The sequence below is a fragment of the Bdellovibrio sp. HCB274 genome, from assembly GCF_047306075.1.
Lineage (GTDB): Bacteria > Bdellovibrionota > Bdellovibrionia > Bdellovibrionales > Bdellovibrionaceae > Bdellovibrio.
Genome location: NZ_CP178623.1, coordinates 469,253 through 489,274, shown reverse-complemented (window position 1 = coordinate 489,274; position 20,022 = coordinate 469,253). Strand labels below are relative to the sequence as shown.

Annotated in this window: 18 protein-coding genes; 3 read left to right on the top strand and 15 right to left on the bottom strand. The window is 46.4% G+C overall.

The window, feature by feature from the left end; translation table 11 throughout:
- The first annotated feature begins 36 nt into the window (after positions 1 to 36).
- Positions 37 to 1,125, top strand: a complete 1,089-nt coding sequence (locus ACLWNV_RS02460) for a D-alanine--D-alanine ligase family protein (protein WP_413586324.1) — start codon at positions 37 to 39, stop codon at positions 1,123 to 1,125.
- 38 nt (positions 1,126 to 1,163) lie between these two features.
- Here the strand turns inward: ACLWNV_RS02460 and ACLWNV_RS02455 are convergent, their stop codons facing one another.
- From ACLWNV_RS02455 to ACLWNV_RS02425, 7 genes are all read right to left on the bottom strand, one after another.
- Positions 1,164 to 2,000: a hypothetical protein gene (locus tag ACLWNV_RS02455; RefSeq protein ID WP_413586323.1), complete on the bottom strand. Its 837-nt coding sequence runs from the start codon at positions 1,998 to 2,000 to the stop codon at positions 1,164 to 1,166.
- Between the two features lie 429 nt (positions 2,001 to 2,429).
- Complete coding sequence (locus ACLWNV_RS02450) at positions 2,430 to 3,812, bottom strand: aldehyde dehydrogenase family protein (protein WP_413586321.1); 1,383 nt, start codon at positions 3,810 to 3,812, stop codon at positions 2,430 to 2,432.
- Positions 3,813 to 3,839: 27 nt separating this feature from the next.
- Positions 3,840 to 5,396, bottom strand: coding sequence for a chemotaxis protein CheB (locus ACLWNV_RS02445; RefSeq protein WP_413586320.1), 1,557 nt, complete (start codon positions 5,394 to 5,396; stop codon positions 3,840 to 3,842).
- The gene (locus ACLWNV_RS02440) at positions 5,393 to 6,157 is read right to left on the bottom strand and encodes a chemotaxis protein CheW (RefSeq protein ID WP_413586319.1); all 765 of its coding nucleotides are present in this window, start codon (positions 6,155 to 6,157) and stop codon (positions 5,393 to 5,395) included. Before ACLWNV_RS02440 ends, ACLWNV_RS02445 begins: the two co-directional genes overlap by 4 nt.
- Complete coding sequence (locus tag ACLWNV_RS02435) at positions 6,154 to 7,884, bottom strand: chemotaxis protein CheA (protein ID WP_413586318.1); 1,731 nt, start codon at positions 7,882 to 7,884, stop codon at positions 6,154 to 6,156. Before ACLWNV_RS02435 ends, ACLWNV_RS02440 begins: the two co-directional genes overlap by 4 nt.
- A 287-nt stretch (positions 7,885 to 8,171) precedes the next feature.
- Complete coding sequence (locus tag ACLWNV_RS02430; protein ID WP_413586317.1) at positions 8,172 to 9,683, bottom strand: di-heme oxidoredictase family protein; 1,512 nt, start codon at positions 9,681 to 9,683, stop codon at positions 8,172 to 8,174.
- 1 nt (position 9,684) lies between these two features.
- On the bottom strand, positions 9,685 to 10,776 hold the full coding sequence (locus ACLWNV_RS02425) for an imelysin family protein (RefSeq protein ID WP_413586316.1): 1,092 nt from the start codon (positions 10,774 to 10,776) through the stop codon (positions 9,685 to 9,687).
- 288 nt (positions 10,777 to 11,064) lie between these two features.
- Between ACLWNV_RS02425 and ACLWNV_RS02420 the strand changes: the two genes are divergently transcribed.
- A complete protein-coding gene (locus ACLWNV_RS02420) occupies positions 11,065 to 11,406 on the top strand; it encodes a hypothetical protein (RefSeq protein ID WP_413586315.1) in 342 nt (113 codons plus the stop codon).
- Positions 11,407 to 11,483: 77 nt separating this feature from the next.
- Here the strand turns inward: ACLWNV_RS02420 and ACLWNV_RS02415 are convergent, their stop codons facing one another.
- Both ACLWNV_RS02415 and ACLWNV_RS02410 read right to left on the bottom strand, forming a co-directional pair.
- Positions 11,484 to 11,717: a DUF1653 domain-containing protein gene (locus tag ACLWNV_RS02415; RefSeq protein ID WP_413586314.1), complete on the bottom strand. Its 234-nt coding sequence runs from the start codon at positions 11,715 to 11,717 to the stop codon at positions 11,484 to 11,486.
- Between the two features lie 3 nt (positions 11,718 to 11,720).
- Complete coding sequence (locus ACLWNV_RS02410) at positions 11,721 to 12,113, bottom strand: HIT family protein (protein ID WP_413586313.1); 393 nt, start codon at positions 12,111 to 12,113, stop codon at positions 11,721 to 11,723.
- 101 nt (positions 12,114 to 12,214) lie between these two features.
- Between ACLWNV_RS02410 and ACLWNV_RS02405 the strand changes: the two genes are divergently transcribed.
- Positions 12,215 to 13,105 (top strand): universal stress protein, encoded by an 891-nt coding sequence (locus tag ACLWNV_RS02405; protein WP_413586312.1) that lies wholly within the window; start codon positions 12,215 to 12,217, stop codon positions 13,103 to 13,105.
- Between the two features lie 21 nt (positions 13,106 to 13,126).
- On the opposite strand, the gene ACLWNV_RS02400 is transcribed toward ACLWNV_RS02405, so the two are convergent.
- From ACLWNV_RS02400 to ACLWNV_RS02375, 6 genes are all read right to left on the bottom strand, one after another.
- Positions 13,127 to 14,707, bottom strand: coding sequence for a L,D-transpeptidase family protein (locus ACLWNV_RS02400; protein WP_413586311.1), 1,581 nt, complete (start codon positions 14,705 to 14,707; stop codon positions 13,127 to 13,129).
- A 190-nt stretch (positions 14,708 to 14,897) separates the two neighbouring features.
- Positions 14,898 to 16,037: a citrate synthase gene (locus ACLWNV_RS02395; protein ID WP_413586310.1), complete on the bottom strand. Its 1,140-nt coding sequence runs from the start codon at positions 16,035 to 16,037 to the stop codon at positions 14,898 to 14,900.
- Positions 16,038 to 16,088: 51 nt separating this feature from the next.
- The gene (locus ACLWNV_RS02390) at positions 16,089 to 16,982 is read right to left on the bottom strand and encodes a PP2C family protein-serine/threonine phosphatase (RefSeq protein WP_413586309.1); all 894 of its coding nucleotides are present in this window, start codon (positions 16,980 to 16,982) and stop codon (positions 16,089 to 16,091) included.
- A 77-nt stretch (positions 16,983 to 17,059) separates the two neighbouring features.
- Complete coding sequence (locus ACLWNV_RS02385; RefSeq protein ID WP_413586308.1) at positions 17,060 to 17,473, bottom strand: hypothetical protein; 414 nt, start codon at positions 17,471 to 17,473, stop codon at positions 17,060 to 17,062.
- A 14-nt stretch (positions 17,474 to 17,487) separates the two neighbouring features.
- The gene (locus ACLWNV_RS02380) at positions 17,488 to 19,440 is read right to left on the bottom strand and encodes a DUF4105 domain-containing protein (protein WP_413586307.1); all 1,953 of its coding nucleotides are present in this window, start codon (positions 19,438 to 19,440) and stop codon (positions 17,488 to 17,490) included.
- Between the two features lie 188 nt (positions 19,441 to 19,628).
- Positions 19,629 to 19,907, bottom strand: a complete 279-nt coding sequence (locus tag ACLWNV_RS02375; protein ID WP_413586306.1) for a DUF2388 domain-containing protein — start codon at positions 19,905 to 19,907, stop codon at positions 19,629 to 19,631.
- Between the last annotated feature and the right edge of the window lie 115 nt (positions 19,908 to 20,022).

Here is a 20,022-nt window from a genome sequence, read left to right as displayed (position 1 = left end):
TAATTTAGAATGTTTTAACTCACGGATGGACTTAGAATGAAAAAGACACTGGCACTAATTTTCGGTGGCAAATCAGCAGAACACGAAGTTTCCCTGCGCTCGGCTAAAAATATCGCGGACGCTTTGGATAAGGAAAAATTCACACCGATCCTGATCGGCATCAGTTCCGATGGAACCTGGTATCGCTTTCCAGACATGAGTGTCTTCACACAAGTAACCAAAATTGATGACAAGGCTTTGCCGCCAAATGCAGAGCCTGTTGCATTGATTTGCGACTTGGGTAAGCCAGTACTTTTCTCTTTGAAAAACAGCACTAAAACTTCGGTGGATTGCGCCTTCCCGATCATGCACGGCACGATGGGTGAAGACGGAACCATTCAGGGAATTTTTAAAATGGTGAATATTCCATTCGTGGGCTGTGGCGTTTGGTCCTCAGCTGCAGGTATGGATAAGGCCGTGATGAAGCACATTCTGGCGGATGCCAAGATTCCAAATGCACGCTACATGCTGCTGACTCCGCATAAGGAAAACTCTTACGATGAAATCGTTAAGAACCTGGGTACGCCCTTCTTTATCAAACCAGCAAATGCCGGATCTTCTGTCGGTGTTCACAAAATCAAATCGGCTGACGATTTCAAAGTTAAACTTCAGGATGCCTTTCAGTTCGACTTTAAAGTTCTGGCAGAAGAGTTCATTCAAGGTCGCGAAGTGGAATGCTCTGTTATGGGTCACAACCATGCTCCGCAAGCGTCTTTGCCGGGTGAAGTTATTCCTCAGCACGAATTTTACTCTTATGAAGCCAAGTACATTGACGACAATGGCGCATTGCTGAAAATCCCTGCGGAAATTCACGGGGAAACTTTGCAGCGTCTGCAGGACATGGCTAAGAAGACTTATCAGGCGATGGGTTGTGATGGCTTGACCCGTGTGGATTTCTTCCTAAAACCGAATGGTGAGTTGTATATCAACGAAATCAATACCATCCCGGGCTTTACGAAAATTTCCATGTATCCGAAAATGTGGGAAGCCACAGGCGTTGGCTATAAAGACTTGATCACGAAGTTGATCACCTTCGCTTTTGAGCGCTACGAATCAGAATCGAAACTTAAAACAACATATCTTTAAAAACAAAAAAGGCGCGAGAATATCGCGCCTTTTTTTATTTACATACACTGTCTGCCACGTTCGGCAATCCTGATACACAAACTTTGAACTGAACCATCTGCACCCTGCGGGCCAACAGCACCTGAAGGTCCACGCTTGGGACTGCCCATGCAGTAACGACCGCCTTCCCCGCCCGGTCCTCCGCGGCCACCCATTCCGGGAAGAGCTTTTGCATTCAATACGAATCCTTCCGAAGCTTGAATGTCCACTTCAGCTGTTCCTGAAATCCCGCCGCGAGCCCCGGGACCTCCAGGGGCTCCCGTTTTCGGTTGAGTACAGCCAAAACTTGGAGGGCCTTTAAAGCCAGGAATCGGAAAAGATCTGCCATCCATCGATGGATCTGGTGTTCCACCTGGAAGTCCCACTCCGCCGCGTTCGCCTTTCATTAGCAAATTCAACTGCCCTTCGGCGTAACCCACTCTTAAGATTAGATTTCCACCGGAAGCTCCCTGAGCCATCAGACCGGCTTCGTGTTCTGACGGAAAAGTAGTTATCATTCCATTTTGTGATTCCAAAACACGTGCGGTGATTTGAACATCGTGGCCCATGGTAAATAAAACACCTTTTTCAGTAAACGTCAGAGAATCCACGACAAAGTCATAGGTGTTGCGTGTGCCCAACAACGATAGCTCTGCCTTTGGTTTACCGTGCAGCCGACGTGCTGGAATAAATTCTCCATCCACAAAGTAATAAGGCTCATCAATTACTAGATTTCTGATTTCTTTGACGATGACCTGCCCGCCTTTGGCAAGATCGTCCTGGTCCCTGATTTCTACACAGGCAGTTAAAAGTTGGGTCATCAGTAAAACGGCAAGAAGGTGTGTCATTTGATTCATTATTTCTCCGATTTGAAAATTCAGCGAAGAACGGCTTTTCAAAAAGAAGGCTTGGCTTATTAGAATCAGAGATATTTTGGTGTCCGGCGGCCGGACTTTAGCCTGTGAACGGAACTTGCATTGGCACACTGATGCTTCCCTGCATGGATGCAGGCGATCAGCTCAAGGATGAGGCAACATGGAAGATACAAAGATCAATTATTTCGAGAAAACTGATAGTCCGAAGCACCGCGAGTTTATAATTTCCCAAAACAATTGCATACTTTGCGGCACTGTCCTTGAACTAAGACACGTATCTGATCCAAATATTCTAGAGATTACTGAAGAGGCCTTCTGCTCTCATTGTGATGTCAAAACTCGTGCAAGAACGCACATTTTGAACTAAATCGCGTCAATAAATCGACAGGCCATTCCGTCACGACTTTGACGTTATGGCAGCGCCGTCAACTTTTTCACATCTGAATAAAATGATCCACTCCAGATCATATCCATGTTTCCAAAACTGGATTGCTTGATCCCAATGACGGGACTTTGCAAATGTTCCATCCACGAGTTCATAGAAACCTGTCCGACTTCCAATTTTTCAGCGACCTTCATGAACTTTTCTTCCGTAGTCCAAACAATCGCTGAGTGAGCCAGGTAAGACGTATTGGTCCATTTCACGGCTTCGTGCTGATACTTAACTGCGGTCACCAAAAACAATGGTGCAGATAATTCATCTTGTTGCATCACCGAGCAGTTCGGCAGATCCAGCATAAATGTAGGTTTTACGAAATTTCCGGAAGTCTCACTCACCGTTTGAGCGAGCACCTTACCGTGTTCCGAAATTCCGAACTGAGTTTTCTGATTCAAAATCTCTGTACGGTCCTTTGTAATCAGTGGCGTCCACACAGAATCACCTTCCGGGGATGCCAGGGGCTGCAAAGTCGTCAAATAAGTTTTCAATTCTTCGTTGAACTCTTTTGCGAAGGATTCCAGAACAAACAATCGAGTCATGTTCCAGCACATTTGCCCTTGCCCCAGCAAAAAAGGAGCGACAATTTCGGCCATACGATTTTTAAAATCGAAATCACTCAACACAATCGCTGCATTCTTGGCACCACCGCTAAGCTGCAACTTCTTCATCTGGGGAAGCGCCGCCTTGGCAATCGCTTCCATCGTTGCAGATTTTCCGGCTGCAGTGATCGCACGAACTCCCGGATGTCCCGCAATGATCTGTGCGACTTCTACCCCGCCGTTCAGTACTTGTACCAAACCTGGCGGCAAACCGATGGCCTTAAAAGCTTCACCTAAAATCAAGGACGTAACGGGAGAGTGTTCAGAAACTTTTATGATGACGGCATTCCCAGCTGCCAACGCGGGTGCGAGTCTTTCCGTAACCAATCTTAAAGACAAAGACCATGAGGTGATGATACCAACTAAACCTGTCGCCTTCACACCTACTGTGGATGGCAACGGTTTTACAAGCTCTGCCGCTGTTGACCGCAATGTTTCGATTGATACCTGAACGCTGTTTATTAGAACGAAATTTTTTGGCAATCCCTGATGCAAGGCTTCGCGATAAGCGATCTCTTGGGCATTGTCTTCGAAATACCTGGCAAGAGCATTCAGTATTTCCGCGCGCTGTTCGCGGGTTGAAGTTTCAAATGCGGCCAGAGCTTTCTTGGAGCTTTGCAAACTTAGAATCACATCCATGGCATCTGAATCAGAAACACGGGCTAATTCTGAATTATTAAAAGGTGAAAGCTTTACGAATGTTTTTTGGTTTCCGGAGGCTTTAAATTCTCCGGAAACGAAATTTTGAATTTCCAAAACGGACCCCAGGTAAGAGTGCAGAAGCTAGTATAGATTCTGGTTTCGATACTGCATTAAGTATCCTGCCAAAGCCTCTGCTTTTAGTACCTCATCCGCCACTCCCAGTTCAATGGCTTTTTGCGGTCCATATGGAAACTGAGCTTCTGCTGGATTCTGGACGACGCTTGCGCCACCCAGTTTTTGCACATCGGTCAAACCGTTTACGCCGTCCGTACCAAATCCACCCAAAAGCACTGCGAAAACGCCTTTTCCATAAGAGTTCGCTGCCGACTGAAATAACACGTTGCTGGAAGGCAACTGAGAAGCGACAGGCGCTCCTTTTTCCAGTTTCAGCATAGGGCCTTGTACACCTGGAGTGATTTTCCCATGGTGTTCAGAAGGAATGAAGTACACGTGCCCCATTCTTAGGAAATCCCCATCTTTCCCCACAACTGGAGTAACTTTGGAAGTTCCCTTGATTTTAGAAATATACGCCGTCACAAAGTTTGCAACGGTGCTGCAGGAAACCACCACCGGCGGAGTATCGGCCGCTAAGTTAGTGATGAACTTTTCCAGCGCTTCGGCACTGCCAGAGTTTCCACCCACAACTACGACTTTCAACTCTGCCGCCCGGCGAACTGCCGTTGTCGGAGTTTGAACCCGTGTCTCGGGTGCTGGGCTTTCCTTGATTTTCTTAATTACATTTACAGAAGCTGCTGCGCGCACTTTCGTGACCAGAGTTTCTGCCAACTGCTTTAACACCTGAGGATCGAACTGCGAAGGTTTATGTACAAACTCCACCGCGCCCAGATCCAGGGATTTCAAAGCGGCTTCCCCGGTGTTAGCCAGGGAGGAAACCATCACCACCGGAATCGGGTGATGCTTCATGATTTTTTCCAGGAACATCACGCCAGACATTTTTGGCATCTCGATATCCAAGGTCATCACATCAGGTTTTTTATTAACGATCAAATCGCGAGCTTGATACGCATCGGCCGCGGCACCGACCACTTCCAAACCACTTTGGTTGAAAATTTTCGTAAATAGAGTGCGCACAGTTGCGGAGTCATCGACCACAAGAACCTTAATACTTTTTGCGACAGACAAAGGTTTAAATCCAGACACGTCCACCGGTGCTTCAGAGCTGCTGCCATCTTTGGTTTGATTGTGCAAAACATCTGAAGTTGCCGTATTAAACTTAATTGTTCTTGCGGACTCCCCGCCGACGTTTCTTTCGACAATAGGAATTCCCAACTGGCGAAGAGTTGTTTCTGCAAATTCAATATTTCTGGAACCGATGGCTTCACCCAACGAGGAGACACTAATAACGTTTCCTCCACCGTAGATTTTAGCCTTCAACTGGCTGCGATTAGCGCCCAAGCGTAAACAGTCCTCAATCAGCAATTGAATCGCATGACTTCCGTAGCGGGAATTGGCCCGCTCCCCCGGTTGCGCTTCCGGCAACAGGTAGTGATTCAATCCACCAATTTTAGTGGTGGGATCAAAAATGGCCACCGCCACGCAGGATCCCAACAATGTGGAGATAATCGTTTCTTCTTTGAAGGCTGCGTACTTACCGGGATATAGATAGTGGGAATTCATGCTACCAATTTCTCCATGTCTAGTACCATCACACTGTGCTTGTCTTTTACAAAGAACTGTTTGATGAAAGGCACCGAAAGCATGGTTGGATGATCACTCAGGTTTTGCATATCTTGATCTTTTAAACTTATTAATTCATCTGTCTCTGTCACACGAAGTGAAAATCTCATTCCTTCATGCTCACAGATAACATAGTAATACTTGCTGGATTCGCCCGACTGGAACCCATAGGAATTCAAATCGATCACGGGAATTGCTTCCCCACGGAAAGGAATCAGTCCCGCCAGTCCCGGGCGCGAATCAGGTAATTTATAAACCGGTAGCACACCGCTGATTTCAATCACGTTGCTGACAGGAACGACAAATTCCTGAGCTCCGGTTTTGCAGTGTAAAAACAACACTTCACGGCTGCTTTGAGCCACCAATGGGAAGTGTGCCGCCAGCTCTGCGCTGTCTTTCTTTTCACTTAGTAATCCTGTCAGGTACTTATGCAGCAGCTCCAGGGCCTTATGCATCTGCTCGACGGAATCCAGGGAATCTATTTTTTCAGAAAAGTTAGTCAGCCAGGTTTCCAGGAAAGTAAATTCATTGGTTTTTGCATCCACCGTCCAGGAAGCAGATGCTTCGCGGATTTCAGCTGTGACCTTGGCAAATGTCGAAGGATCAATAAGATCGATGAACGATTCCACTTCCTTGCTTGTGGCCTCTAGGAAGTACTTTTTCAGTTCCCATGTGAAGTCATCACCAAAGAAGTCACTCATGCTGCATTCTCCATAGGGACGTTATGGTTTAACATTGCCAGTAGCTGTTCAGGATCCACTATATAGGTGACTTTTTCATCTGCCAGAACCGAGAAGCCCTTAAAGCCTTTTTGCTCTTTCACGATGCCACCAAAGTTTTTTACGACCAGATCGGTTTGGGCTTCAACCCTATCAACCAACAAGGCGACCATGGAGTTCTTGATTCTTACAAAGATCGCGGTACTGGTCGAAACGGCGGATTCATCCAATAGCAACCGGTCATCGCGAATCTCCTGGTACGATAACAACGGAATCGTCTGATTATGGAACTGACAATAGCGAAGGTGTTCAATACGATTCAACTGCAAGGTACTGCACGAAGTAATATGAGCCACCGCCGTCAGAGGTATTGCAATCTGAAAACCATTCCAGCTTGCCACCATGGCTGATTCCACCAGGATGTGAGAAGGCGCTGGATAGACCAACGTGAATGTTGTTCCCATGCCAGGCTCGGTCGCAATTGAAATACTACCACCGTATTTTTCAACCAGGGTGGAAACCACGTCCATACCTACACCACGACCGGATACTGTCGTGATTTTGTCTTTCGTGGAAAACCCGGGCTCAAAAATACATTTGTAAACTTCATCATCAGATACGGTGTTCGCATCTTCAGGCTTAATCAATTCATTCGCAATTGCGCGCTTCAGAATTCGTTCGCGGTCTAAGCCTTTACCATCATCTTTCATCACGACGTGGATCGTGCCATTGCGATCCGAGATCTCGATCATTAACTGCCCGATAGAGGGTTTACCTGCCACCGTTCTTTCAAACTGGTCCTCGATGCCGTGGTCAATGGAGTTTCGTACCAGATGCAGTAAGGATTCTGAGATGTCTTTGGCCAATGATTTATCAATCAGGAAATCCAGGCCCGTCATTTCCAGCTGCACTGTTTTATTAAGCTCAGTTGCTGTTTGGCGAACCAGGACCGGAATGCCCTGAAAGCTTTCTTCAGCTTTTTCTTTACGAATCACCTGCAACTGATTTTGAAATTGGTCGGTGATTTTAGTCAGGTTTTGGGAAAAGTCAGATTGACGACGCTCAAACAAATCAGGCTCTGAACGGAAGTTCACAGTTTGATTCATCATTGAAAAGAAGTTTTTAAGGACCAAAAGCTCGCCACTTAAACGCAACATTTCGTTAAGCTGCTTGGTGGACATCCACACGCCATCTTCATCGTCAGAAACTGTCGATGGTTTGACAGAGGGCTTCTTGGATTTTTTTGGAGCTTCACCGGAAAATTGAAAGCCGTTATAGCGAGTGATGGTTTCAATCACTTCACTTAGCTCCTCAGGGAAAAGATCACGCTTTTCTCTAAGGGCATCTGCGAGCTGCTTCATCAATCTTGAACTTAGCAGGAAAAGATCAATACATTCTTTGGAAACAGTTTGCGACTCGCGCTTAATGCGCGTGAGCAATGCTTCGAACTCATGGGACAGGGAAGCTAGAAGCTGTCCGCCCGGAACAGATCCCACGCTGCCTTTGATGGTATGCACTTTACGGAACAGAACATTGATTTGTTCAATGTCATTCGGAGCATCTTCAAGCTTCATGATCTGGGCATCAAGTCCCTGAAGAATTTCTTTGGACTCTTCAAAAAAGACGCGCGAAACCTCTTCGATTTGCTCAAAGTCTATCAAGCCAGAAAAATCCGGCATTTCGTTTCCGTCGTTTTGATCATCCATCATAGCTGTGAATTTATCGGAATTTCGAGTACTTAGAAGAGGCTAAAAAGCCAAACGCGAGGACTAGATTTAGATTACAGAAAAAAGAAAAGGCGGCTTTATCAGCCGCCTTTATTTATGGAATTGCTAGATTCCTTGGCGAAGGTCGAGCCGGCTAAGAAGCCGCCACCTCCGCCTTGGTTATGTCACATGTTTTAACCATAAGACCACCCCCTTCCCAGCCCCAATAGAGGCTTTCATCAATAGTAACCGGAAAAGGGAGCAACATTCCACTGGAATGAAGTCTTGAATTAAAGGGATCTCAAAAACTGAATCAAAGCGGTACGCTCGGCTTTTGAAAGACGAGAAAATTTGTTTTTGGAATACTCGGCTTCACCGCCGTGCCACAAGATCGCTTCTTCCAAAGTACGGGCACGCCCATCATGCAGGAACCCTGCGCGCGGATTGATAGTCTGAGTTTGCCCGATTCCCCACAGAGGACGCGTTTTCCATTGATTGCCGCTGGCATCGAAATCCTGACGACCATCGGCCAAACCTGGTCCCATGTCATGCAAAAGCATATCCGTAAACGGATAGATCTTCTGATTTGCAAAAGCAGAAATCGCGTGAGGCCCCGTTACGAAACTTGGCTGATGACAACTGGTACAACTTGTTTGCTGAAACAACCGTGCGCCCCGGATAACTTCCGGGTTGTCGACGTTACGACGTGAAGGGACTGCCAAAGTTTGCGAATAGAATACTAAATCGTCAGCCATCTCTTTTGAGGCCTGTGGTTCCGGCAATGGTGGGCGAGTCGCCATAAACTGATCGTAAAGCGCCGTACCTGCGATGCTCTCCTGAGGAAACGCGTAGTTTGTAACGCCGATGTCTCCGCGAAGAGCCCCCAGTGATTGATGAAAAACTGATGGCGTATTGTTCTTTAAACCGAATCTTCCCAATGAAACCGGATAGGCGTCACCTTTCATGGACTTTTCGATATCGAAAACCATGTTGACCTGACCACGCACGCCTTCAGCGCTTAAATCCCGTGCCGCCAAAGCGCGAATATCAGATTCTTTGATCGCCTCAAGCAATCCCAATCCGATCATGGGAGTTCCCATGCGAGGGCCCATTTTCACATCTTTTTCAAAAAGACGCGAGCGCACCTGACCTGTTACTGAGTCGAAGTATTCATCGTAGGGTGCAGTCACCGTGAAAATCGGCTTACGCAAATTCACCACAGTTCCATCTTCATAAGTGAAACTGGATTGTTCGTAGCTCATCCAAACTTGTGCCTGGCCGGCACCTGGTAAATCAGGACGAACTCCCAATGAACCCAGATGAAACAACTGATCAGAAAAACCCGGAACCGGAGTTGGTGCTCCCCAATTATTGGCAGGTGATTTCGCCTGCTTAATCGCGGATTCAATACTGATACGCAGGAACACAGCCTCGTTCTGACGAAGCAAAACTTTTTCCTGACCGATAGGCAGAATTGGAAGTGCGCCGCGCCCATCTTTGGCATGGCAGGCATTACAGTTGGTATTATTGAAAACCGGACCTAACCCGTGATCCGCGCGAGACGGATCATCAGAAAAATTTCTTTCAAAAAGTGCATCGCCTGTAAAGTGACGACGGATTTCCTCTTCAGACAAATTTGCTGCGGGATTGCGGAAAGCCTGAACGGATTCCCGCTTAAAAATCACCGTGGTGTCGCCTCCCGACATCACCGCGTTTACATAGTCCATATCAACAGCAGGTGCTGCATAAACAGCTCCCGCAAATAACATTTGAAACGCGAAAAACAATGCCGGAGCTTTCATATTAGTTTTTATCCACCAACGGAAGTACTTGAGTTTGCAACACGGATTGAAGCTGATTCAGGGCTTCCATTGCTTGAGTTGCACGAGCGCGACCATCCACAGTCAGAATAGCCTGACCCAAGTCACCGCCGCCTGCCGGGCGAATCGCCTGAATCAACTGCATGCAAGCCAGAATTTGTTGTTCAATTTGTTGAGCCAGTTGTGGATTGTGACGCTCAACCATGGCTTTTATACCAGGGCCTTTGGATGTTCTGTAAGTACCTGTGTACACAGAGTAGATCGAACGGATATTGAAAGTATAGTCATTCAAGGAGTTCCAGGAGAACGGAGACTCAATCAAACCCGAGTTCGCTGAGTTAATATCTGCACCCATTGGTTCCGCAATTTTTGCATTTGCCACTTCATCAGCAATTGCGATCATGCCGTTAACCAACTCTTCCATCACTGCCGCATCGGAAGTGTAGAATGGATTGTTTGCACCCGGTTGGGCGAAGATCACAACGTAACCCGGAGTGGAAGCGTCTTCAGGATTGTAATGAGTTGTCCAGGAGTTTGCCAAAGCAACCGCGTATTCCATTTCCAATTGGGCAGCAGCCTTCAGGTACTCGAAATGTCTTTGTGTGAACTGGGACAAAGGACGGGAATTTGTTTGTACCCCATCACCGAACAACAAGTATTCCAAAGTATGGAAGCCCTGAAGATTTGTTCCCAGGCTGCGAATCATATCAGTTGTAATTGGAGAGCTGGAAGCCAAGACAGAATCCAGATCCTGTCTGTTCAAAGGCCAGGTATCAAGCATTGGATCAATTCCCAAAGAATCTACCGGTCCGAAAAGGAAGGCTTCAGAAGATTCCCAAGGCATGCGGGCCCCGCGCCAAGCGGCTTGTGCTTGTGCCAATGTCGATTCATTAGGATTTTGTACGAACATATCAACAGCTTGTTTAAGAGAAACTGTTGCGTGAGCGAATTCAACATAAGTTGCAGCAATTACGTTATAAGAAATATGGCTGATGATTTCCTGATTGTTTGCCGCGAAAACTTTGCCACCCATAAGAAGGGCGATGGCAGCGATCATTAACTTTAGGTTCTTCATTTTCATCTCCTGCTGATTGACTGCCCGAACAAGACTAGAGCAACGACCGGAACGAATGCGGGGTCATTTTAATCTGTTCTCTCTGGGGCCAAGGCCTGCAAAGATATTTGTAAGGGCTTGCGGAGTCATATAGGTGACCTTAACAAACGTCAATTTCGTCTCCCAAAACGACCTGTCCTGACTGCCAACTGAGAACGAGTTGAGAAGAAAAGACAGCCCCTTGTAAGAATGACAGACCCACTCCGACGGAGTCGGAGATTTGCGAATTAGTATGTTCAAGGAGGAACTATGAAAACACTCATTACGGCAGCTTTGTTGATCCTGGTGGGCGCATCCGCTAACGCCACAGATCTAAAAGTATCCTGCGTTGTAACGGAAAATAATGATCAGGTTTTGGAATCTGTTATCAAGCCAACACTGAATGGTTACGGAAAAATTGGTGACATTGATGGCTATAGCTTCCGTATCCGCAATAATGATGGCAGCCGCGTTTCTCTGGAAATTTTCGACATCGCAGGTGAAGGCCGCTACTACGCAGATGCTACCTTGGTTAAAGCTGGTGATTCTGTCGTGAATACCATTTGGAGAAGAGATATCCTCCTAGAAGTAACTTGCCAAATCCCAGAATAGTTCTTCAAAAGGTACGGACACACTTTCTCCAACAATGGCACATGCCAACTGTTGGAGAAAGTGTGTCCGTACCTTTTTTATTCGTACTGGAATTCGAATCTGGGGACCGTTTTGCCATCGACCTCAATCGGTGTTGACCACAATTCCAAAGGCCTTGCCCACAGACGCCCCAGAGAGTTTTCATAAAGACATTCATACAACACAATGTCTTCAAGCGTTTCTGAGTGTTTTCCCACTCCGATCACCCGATAGAATTTGCCTTTGTAGTGCTTATAGATAGCCCCGCTGACCGGTAACTTACCGTCTTTCATGACTTACCCCAGATGTTTGATGATTTCCTGCTGGATTTGCTTCATTTCAGCATCAGAACGACGTTGAGCTTTTTTGAAATCCAAATCAGGAATAGACCACGCCGGAATCAAATGAAGGTGATAATGAGGAACTTCAAAACCTGCCACCATCTGACCCACTCGCGGAGAACCGGAAGCTTTTAAAATTGCTTTTCCAATCTTCTGAGAAACTTTATGCAGATGCGCATAAGTCTCCGGTGGAACTTCGGTCCAATGATTGATTTCTTCTTTGCTAATTACCAGTGTGTGACCCAAATTCACCTGATCTAACGCCAGGAAGGACAAAATTTTATCGTCCTCATAGATTTTGTAACAAGGAAATTCACCACTGATAATTTTCGTAAATACTGAAGCCATATGCTCCCCTTTTCTTTCGCCCCCAAAGTATAGAAGTGAGACAAAATTCAGGCAATGACATTCATTTCTGACAAGGAGTACAATAATGAGTGGAGGTGTTTATGGCGAGCAAGTATATGTTAATTGCCGATGATGTATTGGATCTAACTCCTGGCGCAAGAAAACGATCCGAACTTGTAAGACGGTGTGGAGTTTCCCTGGCGGAACAGCTTAACGCTCCCATTAAACTTCTCTATGTGCAAAATCCGATTGATATCACCCTGAAAACTTCAGACCGCGAGAAAATCCGCAAGACTCTGGATCAAGCACGACAAGACAATCCCAAAATTCAAATCGTCGAAGCCTATGGGAATCCGGTAGATGAAATTTTCCGTCTGGAAACGACGGCTCCGGTTCCGGGGATGATTGTGCTGGGAAGCCACGGCAAAAAAGGATTGGAAAGATTCTTTCTGGGCAGTGTGGCCGAGGAAATCGTCAGAAATGCTGTCGTTCCTGTGATGGTGGTGGGACCGAAAGTTACTAAGGCCCCTACTTCTGGAAAAATCCTGGTGGCTACGGATCTGACGGCAAACAGCCGTCGCGCCGAAGCGTATGCTAAAAAGCTGGCAAAGCTGATAAAGGCTGAGGTCGTCTTATTTTACTCGTCGGTCGAAACCTTGCGAATTGCTGATCAGTATGCGGCGATGTCTGGAACTAATTTAATTGATCAAGGCACCATCAACACTTTGAGTGCAAAAACCAAGGAATCGCTTCAGAAAAAAGTAAAACTATTCAAAGCGGATGGCGTTAAGTGCTCTTTTAAAATCGACGATAATAAACCGAACTCCCAAGCCGCGATCCTTGCGGAATCAGGTAAAGGTGGCTATCGCTATCTGGTAATGGGAACTCATGGTCGCAGTGCTTTCGTAAAAGCTTTCCTGGGCAGCACTGCCCGCGACACTATCAAACTGAATTCGATCCCAACGGTCGTCATTCGCTCCAACAGCAAATAACCGAAAGAACCCAGAGCGCCTTTAAAAAGGCGCTCGCATCAGGGACAACACTTTGGAATTCTGCTCGTACGAGTCATCAGCGAAGCGGATCACCCGGTCTGCAAACATTTGCGAAGTAATAAATCCTATATAGACAGCCACGGGCTGATTGATTCTGATTTTTGTATCCCGGGTCATGACCTGTCCTGGTTTTGCCACAGTATTTTCAATAGCCTGTCTATCCCATTCTGTCCCGCGCAATAAGTATTCTGCAAGATCCAGCGGTTTTTCCAGGCGGATACATCCCGAACTTAACTGGCGGTTCGCTTGAGAAAACAGTTCCCGTTGATTGGTGTCATGCAGGTAAATCGAAAATGAATTCGTCAGTTCGAACTTCACAATTCCCAGGGCATTTCCCAAGTGAGGTTTTTGGCGGATATAGATATTCGCGTCGGCACCTGCCCCAATCGACCACCAGTCAATACTTGCGGGATCAAGGCGCTTGGTGAATTCTTTATTCCACACTTCATAATTATGGGAATCAAAGTAGCGATTGATCTCCCACTGATTTAGCTTCTTGATTTCCTCGACTTTGTCTTCGATGAAAATCGTCGGCGGCACCACCCAGAATGGATTTAAAATAACCCGCACCACAGAGTCCGCCATGGTCGGCGTTTTTCTTTCGGGACGACCACTTATAGATTTAAAGGCCATCGTAAAGCGTTCAGGCTGTGTACGATCCACAAGTCCAAAGTAAGTCATCGCGGTATTCACGAAAATATAGCGTTCAGGAAAAGTCTGCGGAAACCAGCGCATCTTTTCCATGTCGGCCTGCATTTGGCGGGTGCGATCTTTACAGGAAACACTTAGAAACTTCCACGTACGTCCACCCGGTGACAACACTCCGTCAGGACGCCAGTGAAGATTCCATTGAATATCGTTGATCGCAAGTACGGACTCTTTATCGAAAGTCTCGTCAAAGTTTGTAATCGGATAACCCAAAAGACTCAGACGTTTTTTGATATCCACCACAGCGGGATTTTTTGTATTTAGTTTCAATGATTTCTTAAGAGGTTTTAGTGGCGCCCAGGTTCCATCAGAACAAGCCGGATATATTTTGGCCATAGCCGCTTTCAGGGAGTTATACGGAGGGTTTTGCGGAGCAAGACTATCCATAACCAGGTCTGGACGATTGCCGCTGGCATTCACCAGCATTTGCAGATAGCGAGTGGATATAAAGTTCTTTTTCACGAATTTGATATCGTTTCCCACATCCACCGGATTTACACTGCCGATGGATATATCCTGTAACAAACGGAGATAATAGTTGTCGGCCTTGGCCTTCAAACCCGGTGCTGTGGCCCCGCCATTCTGATAGGCTTTTTCCATATCAGGTCGCCAGTAATAAACCGGATTAATTCCGTGCACCCAGGATTTCAATACTGCCGTGCGAATATCATCCACAGACATATTAGCGAATAAAGGAACATAGTCTGAAGGATTGATCTCCACTTCCTGTTGCTGATATGGCAGCTCGGCTCCATATTGAGCGTCCGCATCCGATGTTGCGATTAGACTCAAGGCGATCAACGAACCGAGAAGACTTCTCCAGTGCTTTGTCATGGTTTCTCCTTCCTCTAACTCTATATTCTTACCCCCAAAGGGAGATTGTTAGGTTCAGCAAGGCTGTGGACCAGAAAATTTCGAAATCTAAACGTGTGATTTGTAGAGAGACAAAAGCAAAAGGGAGTCTTGTGGACTCCCTTTGCAGGCTTAAGTTTTTTCAGCTCCGACAAGGGTCGGAATTTTGAAACTATCTTTGATTAGCAGGTTTCCAAGTCAAACCTTCTTTACCAGCCCATTTACCACGAGGACGGTAGATACGGTTGTTCGCGTATTGCTCGAATGCATGTGCACACCAGCCAGAGATACGGGACGCTGCGAAGATTGGAGTGAACAAATCAGTTGGGATACCCATAGAGAAGTACACAGTCGCAGAGTAGAAATCCACGTTCGGCATCAAACCTTTTTCGTTGAACATAGTATCGTCGATCAAAGTCGACATTTGATACATAGTTTCCATGCCAGCCGCTTTAGTCAATTTTTCAGACATAGTGCGAAGGATACGAGCACGAGGATCGCCGTTTTTGTAAACGCGGTGACCGATACCCATAACTTTTTCTTTCGCTTGAAGAGCGTCTTTCACGAATTGTTGAGCTTTGTCCATTGTACCGATTTTTTGCAGCATCAGGATCACTTGCTCATTCGCACCACCGTGCAAAGGACCTTTAAGGGCGCCGATTGCAGATACGATTGCAGAATGAAGATCAGACAATGAAGAAGCTGTTACGCGAGTTGCGAAAGCAGAGCAGTTCAACTCATGGTCAGCGTGAAGGATCAAGCAAGTGTCCATTACCTTTACGTGTTCAGCGTTTGGCTCTTTGCCGCCAGCCAACATGTACATCATGTTCCAAGCCATGGATTTGTCTGTTTTAGGAGCTACAGGCTCTTTACCTTTGCGGATTGCATCGAATGCACAAAGAAGAGTTCCCATTTTCGCAGTCAAACGAACAGATTTGCGAAGGTTCGCTTCAGCAGACATGTCGTTTGCATCTTTATCGTAGTGAGCCATCAAAGAAACAGCCGTACGCAACCAACCCATTGGGTGAACGTCAGTTGGGATGCCTTTCAATACTTTGATAAAGTCTGGAGACAACGCCATTTCAGCGTGAAGTTCTTTGGAGAACTTTTCCAATTCTGCAGCTGTAGGAAGTTTGTCATTCCAAAGAAGGTAAGTAACTTCTTCGAATGTAGAGTTCGCAGCCAAATCGTCGATTGTGTAACCGCGGAAATTAAGATTATCGCCAACGATGAAAGATACTTTCGTTGTACAAGCAACTACGCCTTCAAGACCTTTATCTAAAGCGCCTTCGTAGATATTTACTTCAGCCATGTGGGGTTCCTTTCCAGTGGAAGTAGAATAAAATAAGTCATATAAAAACAGCTAGTTCTTGGCAAGCTTGATCACTCGATCCTTCACCTCAGTGACGATCAGAGTCTGATCTCGAACGGGATCTTCTTTGCCGGTGTACTGTTGATTCAAATACAGAATCTCGTTACGCAGCTCGTGAACACCCTGACGTGGCGCCTTTGATATGGCATCCATCAAATTGTGCCCACCCCAGCCCACTCCCAAGGAGTTTTGGGAGTTTTTAAGCCCTTCAGTAGCCATAATCAGTCTATCACGGGGATTCAGTTGCACTGTGCGACTTTGAGGCTCCGTGTTAAAATCCTTACCAAGGCTCGGTCCTGTAGCAACAAGCTCTGAAAGACCTTCCTTGCCGTAGATCTGGTGAAAACCATCGATGTCGCCGACTGAACAATACTGAAATTCATAACTGCGTCGATCGACGATCCCGTAAAAAATATTCGCGCGATCTTCGTTCGTGATATTTGGAACAACGTCTTTAGCCAATATACCCACTACTTTGTGAGCTTCAAGGCCACGGCGCGCTTCCATCTGAGATGAAATTTTAATGATAACGGATAGAAGCATGGACGATAGCGAGTAGCCCGTCGCACTAGAAATCAGGATCCCAAACTTGAGTTTGTCTTCATGTTCGAAGATATCAAAGTAATCGCCACCTGAACGCGTGCCTGGCAAAAATTTGGTGCTGAATTCAAAGCCCTGAACATTGGGAAGCTCTGTCGGAGACAACTTCTTTTGCAGAGTTTGAGCCATCTTCAGTTCCTGGCTCATTTGCATGATCATTTTCTCGAGTGCCTGATTGGCTTTGCCCAGCTCAAGACGATAACGATGAACCTCGGCTTCTTTAACAGCGAGTTCATGTTCTAAATCGGAAATGCGTTCTTTGAGAGCGTTAGGATCATTCGACATAACGCTCTTATATTAGATAGGTTTTTCGGCCGAGTCAGGCTGTGATTCCTGACTCGGTCCTTAGTCGGGTCTGTGCCCTATTCCTGAACTTTAAATTCTCTGATGCTTTCCAAAAGTTGCGCCTCTGTTTTGCCAGCTGGAGCATTTTCACGCAACAATTCAACTGCGCGAACCAACAAAGCCGTGCGCGTACCATCCACTTCATACAAAGCAGCGTCTTCCTGAGCTTGCTTAACCACTTTGTGGTAGCAGCCTGGACCTGTGGAGCAGATACTTGCCAAGGACAAGAACATTGCACCCGTCGCAGCACTCATCGCTGACATAGCCTCGTCCTCATTGGAACGACCGCCATGGTAACCGCCACCACCATGATGTGGAGGAGGATAGTAAACCGGACCTGGAGCGGGAGGCGGCACAGGACCCGGATAATATTGCGCCATCGCAGAAACACCTGAAAGGAAAATGATTGCAGTCAGTACGGTCTTTTTCATGGGTTCACCCTTTCCTACTTCGCTCGAAGCAGTTCTTGTAACAATTTAATATTTTCGTTATTGGTTTCGACTTCCTTCAACAAGGCGGCGTCGGTCCATTTATCCACAATCTTTTTTGTCTCTTTGGCCAACTGATCTCCGCTCGCAGCGCTTTGCTCAATTCTGGATTTAGCGCTTAGCATTTCTTCCTGATCTGGCAGACCATAACCGTGATCCGTCGGCAAAAATTCCGCCGGTTTCGCAAACATGCTTGATAGATTTAAGAAATTATCCGCCGCTTGCTTCTTATCACCCGCGCCCACCGGCGAGCTTGCTTCGTTCAAATACCTAACGATCGCATTGTTAATGGAGTTCTGTACGGATCTTCTTGCCGCAAGCTCCAAAACAAACATCGCTGCCGTGATCTTCTTGGCTTCTGGCTGAGTCTTATCAATGCGCTTGATGATGTCGTTGCGATAGCTCGCTGCCGAATCAATCCATTGCTTAAAGTCCTTGGCGCTGGTCAAACCCGCATCCTGAACAATCGCAAACGTTTTAGTATAACGTTCTTCGTAAGAGTCGAAGTAGTAACCCAATTCCAAGGCTGATTTTTTATCAAAGAACACGCGTTCATTACCCAAACCCTGTTTCAACAATACGTCATACAGGCCTTTTGGTGTTTTGATTTCAGTATTAATCATGGCTGGCGACAACAATACGGATTGCAACAAATCCAATGTCTCAGTCGCGCAGTTGTTAGTGATAAACTTATACTTACCATTATATTCCCAGTGGATCTCTACAGAGCGCGTGATGAAATCCGTGATCTGTTGGCGAGTTAAAGCCAGTGGCAAGCTGCGAAGTGCACGGAACTGTCCTTTGGGATACTCGTCGATCACCTGACTTAACGGCAGGATAAACAGGCGGGAATCATAGTCGCCCACCATTCCAGCCCAGGCATTTAACTGCAATGAATCCACGAAAGCACGGTGACTTAGCACCAGGTGATGTTCGATATCGCGAAGGCAATCAGGCCCTACAAATTTACGCTGTGGCGAGCACACAATCAAACGCATCATCGCGTGTCCCCAACCCGCAGAAAGCTCGCTGCCTTTTTCTGCGAAAAGGTAGTGCACTTGATACACACGGGATGGATCGATAGTGAATACTTCGGCCATGCTGGAACCATTGTTTGGAACCACGTAACCCAATTCACGGTTGCAAGTGACATCCTTAAACGGAACATGTCTGAAATGACCGCTTAATACTTTGTACATACCAGGACGGCGGCATTTGTACTGGGGATCCAAAAGGAAGTACTCCATATTGACAGACAGGTATTCCAATGGATTTTTCATTTCATACGTATCTGGCGTACGTTGATTCAAACCATTCTCGGGCTGACCAGCCCAACCCGCAACCTGCAGGAAGTACGGATTTTTAGAGAACGAAGTCGTCATGTTTTCATAGTACTTACAAGCGTAAGGGCGCGAACCGTTTTGAATGCGCTCTTCTTTGGATTTGGCAAACTTAGTGTCACAGCGTCTGATCATCTCTTTTTCAGAATCACTGTGGACGTTGGCAAAGTCATACAAGTGAGTTGTCTCGTGCAGGACTGTTGCCAGAATCTCTTGATACTTTGTTTTGTGAGTACGGTTGGTTTTAGTGGAGCTATTTGGGCCTTTAACGATTTCAGCCAGCGTGCTGGTATCCAACGTCAGATCCCTGCGGCTATAGCTTGCGGAGCCCATAGCGGAACTCATACCAAAAGAAGGAAGTTTGTCGAAGCGGATGTCGACTGTGCTTAGTGCCGATTTCAAAGTTTCAGGAAGTTTTTGATCTGCCTCTTTCAGCAAAGCCTGAACCGCTGTTTTTTGCACAGGAGTCAAAGGCGTCACCACCCGGTATTCAAACGCATGGGCTGACACCGTGGTTAGCAATGGCAGGGACAGGGCGATAAAATATTTGAAAGCGGGTTTTTTAAGCATATACAAATGCCTACAAACTCCCTGCCATGCAGGCAGAGTCTCAGATAGAACCAATCGCTTTTAAAGTGTTTAGATTGCTGGAGATTTGGTCAGGGTGCCGCTTTTGGGCTGCACTTTTGCTTAGCCCAACTCAAAATAAAAGCCACCCGAGGGGTGGCTTTTTAAAGAACTCAAATAAGTTTTAAGACCTATTTTTTACGATTCAGAATTTCTTCAGCGATCTTCATATCAGGTGCTGTTGTTCTGTTCACGTAACGAACAGATTCAAGAGCTCTCGCCAGGTTTGGCCCAAGAACTTCGCCATCTGTTGCGATAAACATAGCAGCATCATCAACAGCTGCATCCAGGATTTTGTTATACTCAGACTCTGCAGCCTCTTTTTGGCTAAGTTTTACTGTGGTTGTGATTTCAATCGCCATCGCGTTCATGGACAAAGCTGTTACCAGAACAAATAAAAGACTTTTCATTGTGATTCCTTCCTGCGTGGGCATCGTGAAACACTCCACTGATTTAATGATTCATTGATTGGAGTAACCAGTATGCAACCAACGGACCACGAGGAGAGTTCACTTAATGCCAAGT

Excerpts from the sequence above, each read along its gene's own strand:
- ACLWNV_RS02430 (WP_413586317.1), bottom strand. The coding sequence starts at position 9,683 with ATGAAAGCTCCGGCATTGTTTTTCGCGTTTCAAATGTTATTTGCGGGA.
- ACLWNV_RS02375 (WP_413586306.1), bottom strand. The coding sequence starts at position 19,907 with ATGAAAAGTCTTTTATTTGTTCTGGTAACAGCTTTGTCCATGAACGCG.
- ACLWNV_RS02445 (WP_413586320.1), bottom strand. The coding sequence starts at position 5,396 with ATGAATTCCCACTATCTATATCCCGGTAAGTACGCAGCCTTCAAAGAA.
- ACLWNV_RS02415 (WP_413586314.1), bottom strand. The coding sequence starts at position 11,717 with ATGAAAGACGGTAAGTTACCGGTCAGCGGGGCTATCTATAAGCACTAC.
- ACLWNV_RS02425 (WP_413586316.1), bottom strand. The coding sequence starts at position 10,776 with ATGAAGAACCTAAAGTTAATGATCGCTGCCATCGCCCTTCTTATGGGT.
- ACLWNV_RS02435 (WP_413586318.1), bottom strand. The coding sequence starts at position 7,884 with ATGATGGATGATCAAAACGACGGAAACGAAATGCCGGATTTTTCTGGC.
- ACLWNV_RS02385 (WP_413586308.1), bottom strand. The coding sequence starts at position 17,473 with ATGAAAAAGACCGTACTGACTGCAATCATTTTCCTTTCAGGTGTTTCT.
- ACLWNV_RS02455 (WP_413586323.1), bottom strand. The coding sequence starts at position 2,000 with ATGAATCAAATGACACACCTTCTTGCCGTTTTACTGATGACCCAACTT.
- ACLWNV_RS02395 (WP_413586310.1), bottom strand. The coding sequence starts at position 16,037 with ATGGCTGAAGTAAATATCTACGAAGGCGCTTTAGATAAAGGTCTTGAA.
- ACLWNV_RS02400 (WP_413586311.1), bottom strand. The coding sequence starts at position 14,707 with ATGACAAAGCACTGGAGAAGTCTTCTCGGTTCGTTGATCGCCTTGAGT.
- ACLWNV_RS02405 (WP_413586312.1), top strand. The coding sequence starts at position 12,215 with ATGGCGAGCAAGTATATGTTAATTGCCGATGATGTATTGGATCTAACT.
- ACLWNV_RS02420 (WP_413586315.1), top strand. The coding sequence starts at position 11,065 with ATGAAAACACTCATTACGGCAGCTTTGTTGATCCTGGTGGGCGCATCC.
- ACLWNV_RS02410 (WP_413586313.1), bottom strand. The coding sequence starts at position 12,113 with ATGGCTTCAGTATTTACGAAAATTATCAGTGGTGAATTTCCTTGTTAC.
- ACLWNV_RS02380 (WP_413586307.1), bottom strand. The coding sequence starts at position 19,440 with ATGCTTAAAAAACCCGCTTTCAAATATTTTATCGCCCTGTCCCTGCCA.
- ACLWNV_RS02460 (WP_413586324.1), top strand. The coding sequence starts at position 37 with ATGAAAAAGACACTGGCACTAATTTTCGGTGGCAAATCAGCAGAACAC.
- ACLWNV_RS02390 (WP_413586309.1), bottom strand. The coding sequence starts at position 16,982 with ATGTCGAATGATCCTAACGCTCTCAAAGAACGCATTTCCGATTTAGAA.
- ACLWNV_RS02440 (WP_413586319.1), bottom strand. The coding sequence starts at position 6,157 with ATGAGTGACTTCTTTGGTGATGACTTCACATGGGAACTGAAAAAGTAC.